Raw genomic sequence first — 13,763 nt, 5'->3', positions numbered from 1 at the left:
AATGGGGGGTGTGCGCATGGTGGTCGGGCGGGGCCGAGGGGTGGGCGTCTCACCACCGCCACCACCACACGGGCCGGTGCCCCGTCGTGGTGCGCCACTCCGCGCACGCCGCCTCCCACGCGGCGTCGGCCCGCAGGAGGCGCTCGTCCTCGCGCTGGGCCTCGACCAGCTCCTCGTGTGCCTCCCGGGCGGCGAGGACCTTCTCCTCCGTGTCGGCCCGGGTCCGCTCGATCTCCCGCGTGATCCCGTCGGCTTCCTGCCGACGGCGCGCGTGGGCGGCCGTCTCCTTCCTCGCCTGGTTGTGGAGACGGTCCGCGAAGGCGTGGACGTCGGCCTCCTTGTACCGCTGCCGCGGGAACGTCGCGGACAGCCGGGTGCCGTCCGGCCGGCTGAAGCGGATGAAGATGTTGTCCTGCAACGCATAGGGGTCGATGACGAGTCCGGCCAGCGGCAGGGTCGCCTCGACCTCCGCCGGTCCGCCCCGCTCGGCGGCCCCGTCCTCGGCCTCTCCCGTCTCCTTGAGCACCAGCACCACGCGCTCATGGAGCCAGAGCCGCCCCACGGCCGGTTCGAGTGCGGCGCCGTCCCGCTCCCGCAGCAGGTCGTCCCGTCGCTTCTCCAGCTCCCGGCGCCGCCGGTCCCCCCGCTCGGATATCTCGTCGACGCGCCGCTCGGCGCGGGCCGCCTCCTCCCGGTGCGAGCCCTCTATGCGTCGTTTGGCCCGCCGAGCGGCGTCCAGCGCCCTGCGCTGCTTCCCGTACGCCGATCCGAACGCGTACTCCCAGGTGGAGGGCCGGCAGGGGTAGAGGAGGAACCGCCGCACCACCGCGAGGAATCCGACGCCCGCGACCACCGACAACACGACGAAGACGTCCACCCGAGCTCCCCTCCCAGCCGATGCCCCACGGCCAGTCTCCGGCCTGCCGGGCCGTCCCGCGCCCCCTTCGGGGAAACCGCCCGTTCACCAGCCCCCGGACCGGAACACCCGCAGCTCCTGCACCTCGTAGGACATCTCCGTCGTGTCGGCGTCGGGGGCCGGGTGGTAGCGGCCCGCGCAGACGGACAGGTTGACGATCAGGGCGGCGTGCCAGGCGTGGCCCACGCCGCGGTGGTCGGCGAAGATCTCCTCGCCGTCGAGGTGCCAGACGACCGAGCGGGCGCCGAACTCGACGCGGAGGCCGATCGTGGCGCCGGGGCGTACGGCCGGCGAGCGGTGGTAGTGGTAGGTGCCGCGGACGTGGTTGGAGAGTTCGAGGAGGTCGGGGTTGTCGGGGTGGTACTCGAAGACGTCGACCTCCTGGCCGCCGTCGCGCCAGGTCCAGATCGCCGGCCAGGCCCCCGTCTCCTCGGGGAGCCGCACCCGTGCCTCCAGCGCGTCCCCCGTGCGGACCTCGAAGCCCTGGGGGCTGCCCTCCGTCGTCAGCAGGCCGGTGTCCCACAGGCCGTCGCGGCGGCGGGTGGCGCGGAAGAGGCCCGTGCGGCTGTAGGCCGGGTCCTCGACGAGGTGGTCGAGTTTGTTGTCGCCGGGGTTGACCGGGCCTCCGTTCGGATAGGCCCAGCTGCGGCCCGCGACCCATTGGTCGAACGAGCCGAAGTCCGCGGTGAAGACCGGCTCTTGGACCGGTGGCCAGGTGGACATGCGCGCTCCTCACGTCGGCGGGCGGTCGTGCTGCCGTCGGAGTTGTGCCCACCCGGGCCGTCTCGATGCGGAATCCGCCGCTCCTGTCAGGAACTCGCCATCCGTCGCCGGGGACCGCTCAGGCCAGGACCCGCAGCGCGGCGGGCCGCACCCGGAGGGTCACCGGCAGGACCGCGTCCACCTCGCCGTCCGCGCCGTACGGCAGCGGGCGGTCGGCCTCGATCCTGATCTCCTTGCCGCGCAGGATCTCGACCTCGGGGCGCCGCACGTGCGCGCCCGTCTTCAGCTCGTTCATCATGGCGAAGAAGAGACGTTTCGGTGCCTTCTTGACGACCACGACGTCGAGCAGCCCGTCGTCCACGCGCGCGTCCGGAGCGATCTTCCTGCCGAAGCCGTAGAAGCCGGAGTTGGCCGCGACGACCGTGTAGCCGGTGCGCTCGTGGAGCACCCCGTCGATCGTGATCCGGTACGCGGCGGGCTTCCAGGCCAGGACCGCGCGCAGACCGCCCGCGTAGTACGAGGCCGCGCCGCGCAGCAGGCGGGAGGCGTTGGCGTGCCGGTTGGCCACCGCGTCGACGCCCGCGTAGACGCTGCCGAGGATGCAGGTCCGCGGGTGCGCGGCGGACTCCACCTCTATGGTGTCGACGGCCCGCGGCTCGCCGTCGAGCAGCACCTTCGCGAGGCCGGGGGCGTCGGTGGGAAGTCCCAGGGCGCGGGCGAAGTCGTTGCCGCGTCCGGCCGGGACCAGGCCGAAGACGCTGTCCGTGCCGCTGAGCGCGCCGCCGACGGTGCCGGCCATGCCGTCACCGCCGACCGCGAGCACGACGTGCCCCTGCGCCCCCGCCTCCCGGGCGAGCTCCCGGGCGTGTTCCAGGCTGCGGCTGTACACGGTCTCGAGACCCGCGCCCGCCTCCCGCAGCAGCCGGGCCAGCGGGAGCAGGCCCGCCGTGCCGCTGGAACCCCCTGCGGTGGGGTTGACGACGGCGGTGAACTGTCGCATGGATCTGGCCTCCGACGGCAGAAGAAGGGTTCGGGAGGTGCGGGAGGAGGTGCGGGAGCTCCGGCGTCAGCGGAGCGGGATGAGGACGCCGGGGCTCAGCACGCCGGACGGGTCGACCTCGCCCTTGACGGCCTGCAGCATACGGATGCCGAGCGGGCCGATCTCCTCGGCGTACCAGTCGCGGTGGTCGGTGCCCACGCCGTGGTGGTGGCTGATGGTGCCGCCGGCCGCGAGGATCGCGTCGTTGGCCGCCCGCTTCACCGGCGCCCAGTGCGCGACGGCGTCCTCGCCCTGCGCGGAGACGACGGTGAAGTAGAGCGAGGCGCCGTTCTCGTACGTGTGCGAGATGTGGCACATGACGAGCGGCGGGGTGCCGGCCTCGGTGAGGGTGCTCGTCAGCGCGTCGCGCACCGCCGTGTACAGGTCGGGGATGGCGGACCAGAAGGCGGCCGTCTCCAGCGTCTCGGCGAAGGCGCCGGCGTCGAGCAGCGCGTCGCGCAGGTAGGGGGCGTTGTAGCGGCCGTGCTCCCACTTGTCGCCGGCTTCCTCGCCGATGAACTCGCCGTCGCAGGCGAGCAGGACCTCGCGGGCGGCTGCGCGGCGGGCCGCGGTCTCCTCCTCGGTGCCCTCGAAGCCGACGATGGCCATACAGCCCGGGTTCTGCGGGAGTTCGGTGCTGCCGATGGCGTCGGGCTGGGCGAGGCCGATGAAGGTCTCCGACTCGTCGGACAGGCGCAGCACGGTGGGGCGCGGGCCGTCCTGGGCGAGCCGGCGCAGGGCCGCCGTGCCCGCGGCGAAGGAGGCGAAGCGCCAGCCCTCGTAGACGCGCTTCTGCGGCAGCGGCCGGACGCGTACGGTCACCGACGTGATCACGCCGAGGACGCCTTCGGAGCCGAGGATGAGCTGGCGCAGGTCGGGGCCGGCCGCGGAGCGCGGGGCCCGGCCGCTCCACAGCGTGCCTTCGGGGGTGGCGACGCGCACGCCGAGGACCATCTCGTCGAAGCGGCCGTAGCCGGCCGAGGCCTGGCCGCTGGAGCGGGCCGCGGCGAAGCCGCCGACGGTGGCCCACTCGAAGGACTGCGGGAAGTGGCCGAGCGTCCAGCCCCGTTCGTTGAGGAGCGCCTCGGCCTGCGGGCCGCGCAGACCGGGCTGGAGCGTCGCGGTGCGCGAGACCTCGTCGAGGGAGAGGAGCTGGTCGAGCCGGCGCAGGTCGAGGGCGACGAAGGGGCGCTTGGTGGTGGGCGCGAGGCCGCCGACGACGGAGGTGCCGCCGCCGAACGGGACGGCGGACAGGCCGTGGGCCGCGCAGACGCGCAGCACGGCGAGGACCTCCTCGTGGCTGCCGGGCAGGACGACGGCGGCCGGGATGTCGTCGACCTCGCCGGCGCGGATGCGCAGCAGGTCGGGGGTCGACTTGCCGCGGGTGTGCCGGATGCGGCTCTCGGCGTCGTCCCGTACGCCGTCGGGCGCGGCGACGGCGGCGCGCAGCGCGTCGCTCGCCTCGTCGGTCAGGGCCGGGGCGGGCACCTCGATGTCGGCGAGGGCGGACGGGCCGCTCTCGCGCGGGGTGACGCCGAGCAGGTCACGCAGCAGGCCGGTCACCGACTCGGGCAGGGGCGCCGCCTTGGCCGGGTCGCCCCAGCCGCTCCACAACATGTCCACTTCGAGAGGTTCCTCACGGTCTGTTTCACGGACGGCGCTGCCAATCGGCCCGCGCTGGCATTACACTGTGACAGATGACGCCCATTCGTCACAACCATGCGGACGCAGATCCCGTGCTCGACGCCGCACGCGACTGCGTGCTCGCCGTCGGCGTACGGCGGACCACCCTCACCGACATCGCCCGCCGCGCGGGCGTGTCGCGGATGACCCTCTACCGGCGCTGGCCCGATGTGCGCAGCCTGGTCGGCGACCTGATGACCCGTGAGTGGATCGCCGTCGCCGCCGACGCCATGCCGGCCGGCGACGACGACCGGCCCGAGCGGGAGCGGATCGTCGAGGGGCTCGTCGCGGGAGCCGCGGCGTTCCGGGCCCACCCGCTCTTCCACAAGATCCTCGACGTCGACCCCGAGCTGCTGCTGCCGTACATCCTCGACCGCCGCGGCGCCAGCCAGGACGCCCTCCTCGGGCTGCTGCACACGGCGCTGGAGGACGGTCACGAGGACGGCTCCGTGCGCCGCGTGCGACCGGACCTGCAGGCGCGGTCGCTGCTGCTCGTCGTCCAGTCCTTCACTCTCTCGCTGCGCACCATGACCGACGAGACCGATCCCGAACTGAGCGAAGCCGCCTTCCTCGACGAGCTGCGCACCCTGCTGGAGAGGACCCTCACCCCATGAACCCCACGAGCAGCCCCGCCCTGCGCGGTTCCTCCCTCGACGCCGGGCGGCGCCGGCGCGAACTGGCCCGGCTCGCCGAAGGCGACGCCGGTGCCGTGGTCGACGTGCTGGTCGTCGGGCTCGGTGCCACCGGGGCCGGAGCCGCGCTCGACGCGGCCACCCGCGGGCTCACCGTCGCCGCGATCGACGCCCACGACCTCGCGTTCGGCACCTCCCGCTGGAGCTCCAAGCTGATCCACGGCGGGCTGCGCTACCTCGCCTCCGGACAGCTCGACGTCGCCCACGAGAGCGCCGTCGAGCGGGGCATCCTCATGGAGCGCACCGCCCCCCACCTGGTGCGCGCCCAGCCCTTCGTGCTGCCCCTCACCCCGCTCGTCGGCCCCGCCCAGGCCGCGCTCGCCCGCGCCGGCTTCTTCGCGGGCGACCTGCTCCGGGTCGGCGCCCGCACCTCGCGCCGCACGCTGCCCCGGCCTCGGGCGCTCTCCGCCGTCGAGACCCGGCACCTCGCCCCCGCCCTGCGCCCGGTCGGGCTGCGCGGCGGACTGCTCTCCTGGGACGGACGGCTCACCGACGACGCGCGCCTGGTCACCGCCGTCGCCCGCACCGCAGCCGCCCACGGCGCCCGCGTCCTCACCCGCGCCCGCGCCCTGGAGCTCCACGGCGACGGAGCCCTGGTCCGCGACGAGACCACCGGCGAGGAGCTGCGCATCCGCGCCCGTGCGGTCGTCAACGCGGCCGGCGTCTGGGCGGGCGGCCTCGTCGACGACGTACGCCTGCGGCCCTCGCGCGGCACCCATCTGGTGCTGCGCTCGGAGACCCTCGGCCGCCTCTCGGCCGGACTGCACATCCCGATCCCCGGCGAGACCAACCGCTTCGTCCTGGTACTGCCCCAGGGCGACGGACGGGTGTACGTGGGCCTCACCGACGAGCCCGTCGACGGCGAGGTCCCCGACGTGCCGGAGGTCCCCGAGACCGACATCGGCTTCCTCCTCGACGTGCTGGGCTCCGCCCTCGACGTCACCGTCCACCGCTCCGACGTGGTCGGGGCGTTCGCGGGCCTGCGGCCGCTGCTCGACACCCGGGACTCGGAGGGCCGCACCGCCGACATCTCGCGCAAGCACGCCGTGCTCACCTCGCCCGACGGCGTCGTCACCGTCGTCGGCGGCAAGCTGACCACGTACCGCCGCATGGCCCAGGACGCCGTCGACGCCGCCGTGGCCGCCCGCAGCCTGACCGCGGGCCCGTGCCGCACCGCGTCCGTCCCCCTGGTCGGCGCCGCCGCGCCGCGGACCCTCGCCGGGCTCGACGTACCGGCACGGCTCGTGCAGCGCTACGGCGCCGAGGCCCCGGCGGTGCACGCGCTGGGCGTCGCGGACCCCGCGCTCGCCGAACCGGTCGTGCCCGGCCACCCCGTCACCGGCGCCGAACTGCTGTGGGCCGTCCGCCACGAGGGCGCCCTCGACACCGCCGACCTCCTCGACCGGCGCACCCGCATCGGCCTGGTCCCCCAGGACCGTGCCGTCGCCGAGGCGGCGGCCCGCGAGGCGCTGGACCGGGCGGCGCTGGTGTAGCCGGTCACGGGGTGCTCCGCAGCGACTCGACGAGGTCGCGCGGCAGGCCGTGCGTGTCGTGGAGGTAGTGGAAGTCCTCCTCGTCGAGCGGGCCCTGGAAGCGGGGGCGGGCCAACACCCGCCGCCCGCGCTCCAGCAGCCTGAGGAACCGCCGTTCCTCGTCGAGCAGCAGCCGGCGCACCTCGCCGGGGTCCATGTCCTGCCGGAAGTGGTCCAGGGTGTGCTCGACCGGCTCGCCGGGCAGGTCGCCGAGGGTGCGCGAGGGCTCGTCGCGCACCAGCACGGTGAGCACCCGGCGCAGCAGCCGGCGCAGGACGTAGCCCCGGCCCGTGTTGCCCGGGCGCACCCCGTCGCCGAGGACGACGACGGCCGAGCGCAGGTGGTCGTAGACCAGGCGCCGGTCCCGCTCGTCGAGCGTCCACAGGGCGGGCAGCTGCCGCCGCCACGGCTCGAAGACGTCGCTGTCGTACACCGACGTCTCGCCCTGCAGCAGGGTGGCGAGCCGTTCGAGGCCGAGTCCGGTGTCGACGTTGCGCTGCGGCAGCGGGCGCAGGGTGCCGTCGTCGAGCCGGCGGTGACGCATCATCACGTGGTTCCACACCTCCACCCACCGCTGGTCCCCGGTGGGCGTGGAGCGCGGCGGGCCCTCCCCGCTCCACAGGAAGATCTCCGAGTCGGGCCCGCAGGGTCCGGTCGGGCCGTTGGACCACCAGTTGTTCTCCACGGTGAGCTCCACGGGCACACCGCGGCTCCGCCAGAACTCCAGCGAGGGCGTGTCGGGGCCGGTCTGCCCGTCGCCGCCGAAGACGGTGGCGTGCAACCGGCCGGGGTCGATCCCGAGCCCCTCGGTGAGCAGCCCGTACCCCCAGTCGAGGCTCACCGGGCCCTCGTAGTCGCCGAGCGACCAGGTGCCGAGCATCTCGAAGACGGTCAGATGGGTGGAGTCGCCGACCTCGTCGAGGTCGGTCGTCCGCAGACAGCGCTGGGCGTTGACGAGCCGCCTGCCCAGGGGGTGGGGCCGCCCCTCCAGGTACGGGGTGAGGGGGTGCATGCCGGAGGTGGTGAACAGCACGGGGTCGCCGGGCGGTGGCAGCAGGGTCGAGCCGGTGATGCGGCGGTGGCCGCGGTCCTCGAAGTACTCGACGAACCTTCGGGTGAGGTCTTCGGACTTCATGGGGTGACTCCTTCGCGTCGCAAGGGAGGCACCGGAGAACGGGACCGGCGGGATCGTCGCACCGGGCGCACGACGCCACGGACCACCGGCGGGCCGCTTTCCGGTCGCCGGTGGGAAGGGGGGGAGAAGGTCAGGCGGCGGCAACCGGCGAGCTGGTCGCTCGCGCGGTCGCGGTGGATCGGCCGATGACGTTCATACGGACGACCCTAACGCGCGGCTGGCCGGGCCGCCCGGGCTTTTCCGCGCGGCGCCGCGGGCCCGGGGCTACCGTCGGGGGCATGGAGCGAATCCGAGCCGCCCTGCTCGACATCGACGGCGTCCTCACCGTGTCCTGGAAGCCCCTGCCGGGGGCGGTCCGGGCGCTGGAGCAGGTGCGGGAGGCGGGGCTCAAGGTGGCGCTGGTCACCAACAACACGTCACGGACGCGGCAGAGCATCGCCGAGCGGCTCGGCGGGCTCGGGTTCGACGTGGACGGCGGGGACGTCCTGACCGCGCCCGCGGCGACGGCGGCGTATCTGCGCCGGCACTTCCCGGGCGCGCGCTGTCTGCTGCTCAACAGCGGGGACGTGCGGGACGACCTGGGCGGCGTCACGCTCGTCGAGGAGGGAGCGGGCGACGTGGACGTCGTCGTGCTCGGCGGTGCGGGACCGGAGTTCGGCTACGAGGCGCTGAACCGGGTCTTCCGGCACCTGGGGCGCGGGGCGCGGCTGGTGGCGATGCACCGGAACCTGTACTGGCGCACCGAGGGCGGACTGGATCTGGACACGGGGGCCTTCCTGGCGGGTCTGGAGAAGGCCGCCCGGGTGGAGGCGGAGGTGACGGGCAAGCCGGCGCCCGCGTTCTTCGCGAGCGCCCTGGAGCACCTGGGCGTGGACGCCGCCGAGGCCGTGATGGTCGGCGACGACATCGAGTCCGATGTGCTGGCCGCCCAGCGCTCCGGCATCACCGGTGTGCTGGTGCGGACGGGGAAGTACCTCCCCGAGACGCACCGTGCCGCCTCGGGGACGCCCGACCACGTCCTCGACTCCTTCGCCGACCTGCCCGCCCTGCTGGGCACCACCGGTTCCTAGGCGGAGAGCGCAGGGGAACGCTCAGCCGGAGCGGGCGACGCTCGGCGACCGCAGGGCGTCGGCGATGCCCTGGGCCAGGAACGGGATCCGGTCCGCGGGGACGCCCGCGATGTTGACGCGTCCGGCGGTCGTGCCGTAGATGCCGGACCGGCGGCGCATCCGGCGCATCCCGTCCGCGGTGAGGGGCAGCATCGAGAACATGCCCTTCTGCCGGGCCAGGGAGCGCGCCTCCTCCTCGTGCCCGAGGGCGCGGAGGCCGTCGACGAGGCCGGTCCTGTTGGCGGTGATCCGGTGGCGCATCGCGGCGAGTTCGGCGAGCCACTCGGTCCGCAGGTGCTCGTCCTCCAGGATGGTGGCGACGATCGCGGCGCCGTGGTCGGGCGGCATCGAGTACAGGGTGCGGGCGGCGTTCTGCAGGGCGGTCTCGACGTGCCGCAGGGTCCGGTGGGACGAGCCCACGACGAGGGCGCACCCGGTGCGGTCGCTGTAGAGGCCGAAGTTCTTCGAGCAGCTGACGGCGATCAGCACCTCGGGGAGGCGTTCGGCCAGCATCCGGGTCGGCGCCAGGTCGGCGGCGAGGCCGTCGCCGAGGCCGTGGTAGGCGAGGTCGACGAAGGGGACCCAGCCGTTCGCCGCGGACAGTGCGGCGAGCTCCTCCCAGGTGCCGAAGGAGTGGTCCACTCCGGTGGGGTTGTGGCAGCACCCCTGCAGCAGGACGACGTCGCCGCGGCGTGCGCCGCGCAGGTCGTCGAGCAGGCCGCCGGTGTCCGGCCGGGCCGCGGCGTCGAGCCAGCGGTACGTCCGGACGGTGAGGCCCGCGCCTTCCAGGATGGGGCGGTGGTTGACGTACGCGGGGTCGCTGATCCACACGGTGGCGCCCGGGCGCGTCTGCTGGACGAGGTCGGCGAGGAGCCGCAGGGCCCCGGTGCCCGCCACGGTCTGGACGGCCGTCGCGCGGGCGGTCAGCTCGTCGGAGCCCAGTACGAGCGCACGCATCGCGCGGTTGAAGGCGGTGTTGCCCGAGAGGCCGAGGTACTCCTTGGTGCCGGAACGTTCCGCCAGCTGTATCTCGGCCTCCCTGACCGCCGCCATGACCGGGGTGGTCCCGGAGGGGTCGCGGTAGACGCCGAGGACGAGGTCGAGGCGCTCGGGGCGCGGGTCGGCGGCGAACTCGGCCGCCAGGTCCCACAGCGGGTCCACGGGCGGGGCGGGAAGAAGCTCAAGCATCGGTGGGGACCTCGGTTCGGGGGCGTCGGTTGGCGAGGGCGACGCCGAGGGTGATCAGGGGGACGCCGACCACGACGGGCAGGGTCGGCGACTCGTGCAGCAGCGGCACGGCGAACAGGACGACGGCGACCGGGCTGAGGCTGCCGACGACCGAGCTGCGTTCCGGTCCGAGCCGGCGGATGGCGAACGCGTAGAGCAGACCGGCGCAGAGGCCGACGCCCAGGCCCTGGACGACGAGGAACAGCGCGATGTCGGAGCCGGCCGCCCGGGCCAGGCCGGTGGGCAGGACGCCGGTCAGGGTCAGCAGCGCGATGACCGCGAAGGACGGCAGGCACAGCAGGCCGATCGATCCGACGGGGTCGAACTCCACCTCGCGCAGCCCCACCGTGTACAGCGCCCACAGGCCGCTGGCGACGAGCAGCGTGCCCGTGCCGAGCAGCACATCGGCGTCGAGGGCCGCGGTGTGGCGCCAGACCAGGGCCACGACCCCGGCCACGATGAGGGCGAGGCCGGCGGCCTGCGTACCGCGCGGCGCGCGCTTCCCTCCGGCGACCATCAGGGCGGAGACGAACAGCGGGACCATGCCGGGCACGATCGCCCCGACGAAGGCGGCCGAGGTCAGCGATCCGCCGTACATGGCGGCGAGGAAGAACGGCACCCCCGCACCGCAGACGATCTTGAACGCGGGTCCGGGCCGCACCGCGGCCAACAGGCGCCTGCGCCGCCACAGGGCGGGCGCGAGGACCACGAGGGGCACGCCGAAGCGCAGCAGGGCGGCGTCGGCCGGCAGCAGCGTGGAGGTGCTGAGAGCACGGGCGCTGAGGGCGAACGCGGCCCAGATGGCGACGGTGAGCCCCAGCGCCACCATGCCCACGCCCTGAGGGGACAAGCCCCGAGGGGACAAGCCGCGACGGGGCAGGCCCCGGTGGCGGACGGCGGAGGGGTCGCGTACCCCTGGCGCCCGTGCCGATTCCGACGCGACCGGCTCTGTTGCGACCACCGACGATTCCCTCCCGCTCCACGCACCGGGCGCACCGAAAGCCGGTGTCGCCCCGATGAGCAACGCTAGAGCTTTCGCCGGGGCAGACGATTGCCAGTTCTGCCCCCCGGACATAGCGTGAGAGCAGAATCTGCCAAGGAGTGACGATGGACGCCGTGGACTTCCAGATCATCCACGAGTTGCAGGCCGACGGCCGGCTGACCAACCAGGACCTCGCCGACCGGATCCGCCTTTCCCCCTCCCCCTGTCTGCGCCGGGTGCGGCGCCTGGAGGAGTCGGGCCTGATCAGCGGCTACACGGCCACCGTGGACCAGGTCGCGTTCGGCCTGCCGATCACCGTCTTCGTACGGATCAGGCTGGAGCGCCACACCGCCGAGGCGGTGAACGCCTTCGAGGAGCACATCGGCCTGATCGACCACATCCAGGACTGCTATCTGATGGCGGGCAGCAGCGACTACCTGCTGCGGGTCGTCATCGAGAGCCTGGAGGCGTACGAGGCCCTCGTGCGCACCCGGATCCACGCCATCCCCGGCATCGCGTCGATCGAGTCGAGCTTCGCCTTCGGCAGCGTCAAGCAGTCCCGGGTGTACCCCCGGCCGGGCCTCCCGGCGCGACCGCGGAGCGACCGCGCCGGAACGTGAGGCGGTGGGCACCGGGAGTCGGGCGTCAGGACGGTGCCGTCGGCGCCCCGCCGGCGGATCGCCGGCCGGGCGAGGCTTGCCATGACGAGTATGTTTACGCAAACATACCCGGGTGGGGCGCGCCTCGCGTCCCGGACCCCGCCCCCGAGCCCAGGAGCACCACGCTCATGCCCGTTCTCCGGACAGACCAGGCCGGCTTCCTGCTCGACGGGCGGCCCTTCCGGCTGCTGTCCGGCGGACTGCACTACTTCCGGGTCCACCCCGAGCAGTGGGCGGACCGGCTGCGCAAGGCCAGGCTCATGGGCCTGAACACCGTCGAGACGTACGTCCCCTGGAACCTGCACCAGCCGCGGCCCGACCGCTTCGTCCTCGACGGCGGGCTCGACCTGCCCCGCTTCGTCGATCTGGCCGCCGCCGAGGGCCTGTTCGTGCTGCTGCGTCCGGGGCCGTACATCTGCGCCGAGTGGGAGGGGGGCGGGCTGCCCTCCTGGCTGCTCGCCGAGCCCGACATCGGGCTGCGCACCCGCGACCCGCGCTTCCTCGCGGCCGTGGACGCCTACTTCGACCGGCTGCTCACCCCCCTCCTGCCCCGGCTGGCCTCGAACGGCGGCCCGGTCCTGGCCGTGCAGGTGGAGAACGAGTACGGCGCCTTCGGCGACGACACCGCGTACCTGGAGCACCTCGCCGACTCGCTGCGCCGCTGCGGCGTCGACGTCCCGCTCTTCACCTGCGACCAGCCCGTCGACCTGGAGCGCGGGGCGCTCCCCGGCGTCCTCGCCACCGCGAACTTCGGCAGCCGCTCCGCCGGGCACCTCGCCGAACTGCGCGCGAAGCGCCCGGAAGGGCCGCTGATGACCTCGGAGTTCTGGATCGGCTGGTTCGACCGCTGGGGCGCCCGCCATGTGGTCCGCGATCCCGCCGAGGCCGCCCGGGAGCTCGACGAGCTGCTCGCCACCGGCGCCTCGGTCAACCTCTACATGTTCCACGGGGGCACCAACTTCGGCTTCGCCAACGGCGCCAACGACAAGCACACCTACCGCCCCACCGTCACGTCGTACGACTACGACTCCCCGCTCGACGAGGCCGGCGACCCGACGCCGAAGTACACCGCCTTCCGCGAGGTCATCGCCGCGTACGCGCCCGTGCCCGACGAGCCCGTCCCGGCGCCCGGCCGCAAGCTGGCCGTCCCGGCCGTCCGGCTCGCCGAGAGCGCCGGGCTGCTCGACCACGCCGCCGCGCTCGCGCCCGGCGTCGAGTCCCGCCGCCCGCTCACCATGGAGCAGCTGGAGCAGGACTTCGGCTTCGTCCTCTACGAGACCGTGCTGCCGGTGGCCGGCCCGGCGCTGCTCGAGATCGAGCAGGTGCGCGACCGCGCCCAGGTCTTCGTCGACGGACAACCCGTGGGCGTGCTGGAGCGGGAGAAGCACGAGCGCGCCCTCGCCTTCCACGCGTCCCGGGCCGGCGCGCGGCTCCGGATCCTGGTCGAGAACCAGGGCCGGGTGAACTACGGGCAGGGCATCCACGACCGCAAGGGGCTGCTCGGCGAGGTCCTCCTCGACGGCGCGGAGCTCGTCGGCTGGACGAACCGTCCGCTGCGGCTGGCCACCCCGGACGGCATCCCGTTCTCCCCCACGGCGGGCACGCCCGTCGGCCCGACGCTCCACCGCGGCACCTTCGAGGTGGGCGAGCCGGCCGACACCTTCCTGCACCTGGACGGCTGGACCAAGGGCAACGCGTGGGTCAACGGCTTCCCGCTCGGCCGCTACTGGTCCCGCGGCCCGCAGCGCTCGCTGTACGTCCCGGCGCCCGTCCTGCGCGCCGGGACGAACGAGGTCGTGGTCCTGGAGCTGCACGCGGGCCCCCGGGCGCTCACGGTCGACTTCCGCGAGACGGCCGACCTCGGTCCCACCGAGGAGTGACCTGCCGAGTGCCCGGTGCGGGGCGCCGGCCGGACCGGCGCCCCGCCCCTCGCCCCGGCCGCCGCGCTCGCCCCCCGGTCGGTGTTCACGCCGACGTCCCCGCGACACGGCGGTGCGCGCGCGGACGGCCCCGGTCCGCGTCAGCCCGGGGCCCCGGCAGGGCGCGCGCGGACGACCCCGGTCCAC

At 74.2% G+C, this 13,763-nt stretch carries 12 protein-coding genes; 5 read left to right on the top strand and 7 right to left on the bottom strand.

Features of this window, described 5'->3' with window-relative positions:
* Nucleotides 1-49 precede the first annotated feature (49 nt).
* The 4 genes from ACH414_RS01055 to ACH414_RS01040 form a co-directional block, all read right to left on the bottom strand.
* Nucleotides 50-877: a hypothetical protein gene (locus ACH414_RS01055; RefSeq protein ID WP_398940497.1), complete on the bottom strand. Its 828-nt coding sequence runs from the start codon at nt 875-877 to the stop codon at nt 50-52.
* 84 nt (nt 878-961) lie between these two features.
* Nucleotides 962-1,639, bottom strand: coding sequence for a beta-glucanase (locus tag ACH414_RS01050; RefSeq protein WP_382544812.1), 678 nt, complete (start codon nt 1,637-1,639; stop codon nt 962-964).
* Between the two features lie 118 nt (nt 1,640-1,757).
* Nucleotides 1,758-2,639 (bottom strand): diacylglycerol/lipid kinase family protein, encoded by an 882-nt coding sequence (locus ACH414_RS01045; protein ID WP_382544815.1) that lies wholly within the window; start codon nt 2,637-2,639, stop codon nt 1,758-1,760.
* A gap of 66 nt (nt 2,640-2,705) precedes the next feature.
* Nucleotides 2,706-4,301, bottom strand: coding sequence for an FAD-binding oxidoreductase (locus tag ACH414_RS01040; protein ID WP_382544817.1), 1,596 nt, complete (start codon nt 4,299-4,301; stop codon nt 2,706-2,708).
* A gap of 74 nt (nt 4,302-4,375) precedes the next feature.
* Here ACH414_RS01040 and ACH414_RS01035 point away from each other — a divergent pair, with 74 nt between their 5' ends.
* Both ACH414_RS01035 and ACH414_RS01030 read left to right on the top strand, forming a co-directional pair.
* Nucleotides 4,376-4,975, top strand: coding sequence for a TetR/AcrR family transcriptional regulator (locus tag ACH414_RS01035; protein ID WP_382544820.1), 600 nt, complete (start codon nt 4,376-4,378; stop codon nt 4,973-4,975).
* On the top strand, nt 4,972-6,546 hold the full coding sequence (locus ACH414_RS01030) for a glycerol-3-phosphate dehydrogenase/oxidase (protein WP_398940496.1): 1,575 nt from the start codon (nt 4,972-4,974) through the stop codon (nt 6,544-6,546). The genes ACH414_RS01035 and ACH414_RS01030 overlap by 4 nt, the downstream gene beginning before the upstream one ends.
* Before the next feature lie 4 nt (nt 6,547-6,550).
* Here ACH414_RS01030 and ACH414_RS01025 read toward each other — a convergent pair whose 3' ends face one another.
* Nucleotides 6,551-7,720, bottom strand: a complete 1,170-nt coding sequence (locus tag ACH414_RS01025) for an alanine--tRNA ligase-related protein (RefSeq protein ID WP_398940495.1) — start codon at nt 7,718-7,720, stop codon at nt 6,551-6,553.
* Nucleotides 7,721-7,998: 278 nt separating this feature from the next.
* Here ACH414_RS01025 and ACH414_RS01020 point away from each other — a divergent pair, with 278 nt between their 5' ends.
* Nucleotides 7,999-8,790, top strand: coding sequence for a TIGR01458 family HAD-type hydrolase (locus ACH414_RS01020; protein ID WP_398940494.1), 792 nt, complete (start codon nt 7,999-8,001; stop codon nt 8,788-8,790).
* A 21-nt stretch (nt 8,791-8,811) separates the two neighbouring features.
* On the opposite strand, the gene ACH414_RS01015 is transcribed toward ACH414_RS01020, so the two are convergent.
* Together ACH414_RS01015 and ACH414_RS01010 are read right to left on the bottom strand one after the other, a co-directional pair.
* Nucleotides 8,812-10,017 carry an aromatic amino acid transaminase gene (locus ACH414_RS01015; RefSeq protein WP_398940493.1) on the bottom strand — a complete coding sequence of 402 codons (1,206 nt, stop codon included), beginning with the start codon at nt 10,015-10,017 and terminating at the stop codon, nt 8,812-8,814.
* Nucleotides 10,010-10,906, bottom strand: coding sequence for a DMT family transporter (locus ACH414_RS01010; RefSeq protein ID WP_398940492.1), 897 nt, complete (start codon nt 10,904-10,906; stop codon nt 10,010-10,012). Before ACH414_RS01010 ends, ACH414_RS01015 begins: the two co-directional genes overlap by 8 nt.
* Before the next feature lie 257 nt (nt 10,907-11,163).
* On the opposite strand from ACH414_RS01010, the gene ACH414_RS01005 reads away from it, so the two are divergent.
* The gene (locus tag ACH414_RS01005; protein ID WP_382544838.1) at nt 11,164-11,658 is read left to right on the top strand and encodes an Lrp/AsnC family transcriptional regulator; all 495 of its coding nucleotides are present in this window, start codon (nt 11,164-11,166) and stop codon (nt 11,656-11,658) included.
* 167 nt (nt 11,659-11,825) lie between these two features.
* Nucleotides 11,826-13,577: a glycoside hydrolase family 35 protein gene (locus ACH414_RS01000; RefSeq protein WP_398940491.1), complete on the top strand. Its 1,752-nt coding sequence runs from the start codon at nt 11,826-11,828 to the stop codon at nt 13,575-13,577.
* The last annotated feature ends 186 nt before the right edge of the window (nt 13,578-13,763 follow it).

The organism is Streptomyces sp. NPDC020422 (assembly GCF_044386705.1).
Classification (GTDB): domain Bacteria; phylum Actinomycetota; class Actinomycetes; order Streptomycetales; family Streptomycetaceae; genus Streptomyces.
This window is presented reverse-complemented; position numbering and strand designations above follow the sequence as displayed.

Excerpts from the sequence above, each read along its gene's own strand:
- ACH414_RS01050 (WP_382544812.1), bottom strand. The coding sequence starts at position 1,639 with ATGTCCACCTGGCCACCGGTCCAAGAGCCGGTCTTCACCGCGGACTTC.
- ACH414_RS01045 (WP_382544815.1), bottom strand. The coding sequence starts at position 2,639 with ATGCGACAGTTCACCGCCGTCGTCAACCCCACCGCAGGGGGTTCCAGC.
- ACH414_RS01035 (WP_382544820.1), top strand. The coding sequence starts at position 4,376 with ATGACGCCCATTCGTCACAACCATGCGGACGCAGATCCCGTGCTCGAC.
- ACH414_RS01030 (WP_398940496.1), top strand. The coding sequence starts at position 4,972 with ATGAACCCCACGAGCAGCCCCGCCCTGCGCGGTTCCTCCCTCGACGCC.
- ACH414_RS01025 (WP_398940495.1), bottom strand. The coding sequence starts at position 7,720 with ATGAAGTCCGAAGACCTCACCCGAAGGTTCGTCGAGTACTTCGAGGAC.
- ACH414_RS01020 (WP_398940494.1), top strand. The coding sequence starts at position 7,999 with ATGGAGCGAATCCGAGCCGCCCTGCTCGACATCGACGGCGTCCTCACC.
- ACH414_RS01015 (WP_398940493.1), bottom strand. The coding sequence starts at position 10,017 with ATGCTTGAGCTTCTTCCCGCCCCGCCCGTGGACCCGCTGTGGGACCTG.
- ACH414_RS01005 (WP_382544838.1), top strand. The coding sequence starts at position 11,164 with ATGGACGCCGTGGACTTCCAGATCATCCACGAGTTGCAGGCCGACGGC.
- ACH414_RS01000 (WP_398940491.1), top strand. The coding sequence starts at position 11,826 with ATGCCCGTTCTCCGGACAGACCAGGCCGGCTTCCTGCTCGACGGGCGG.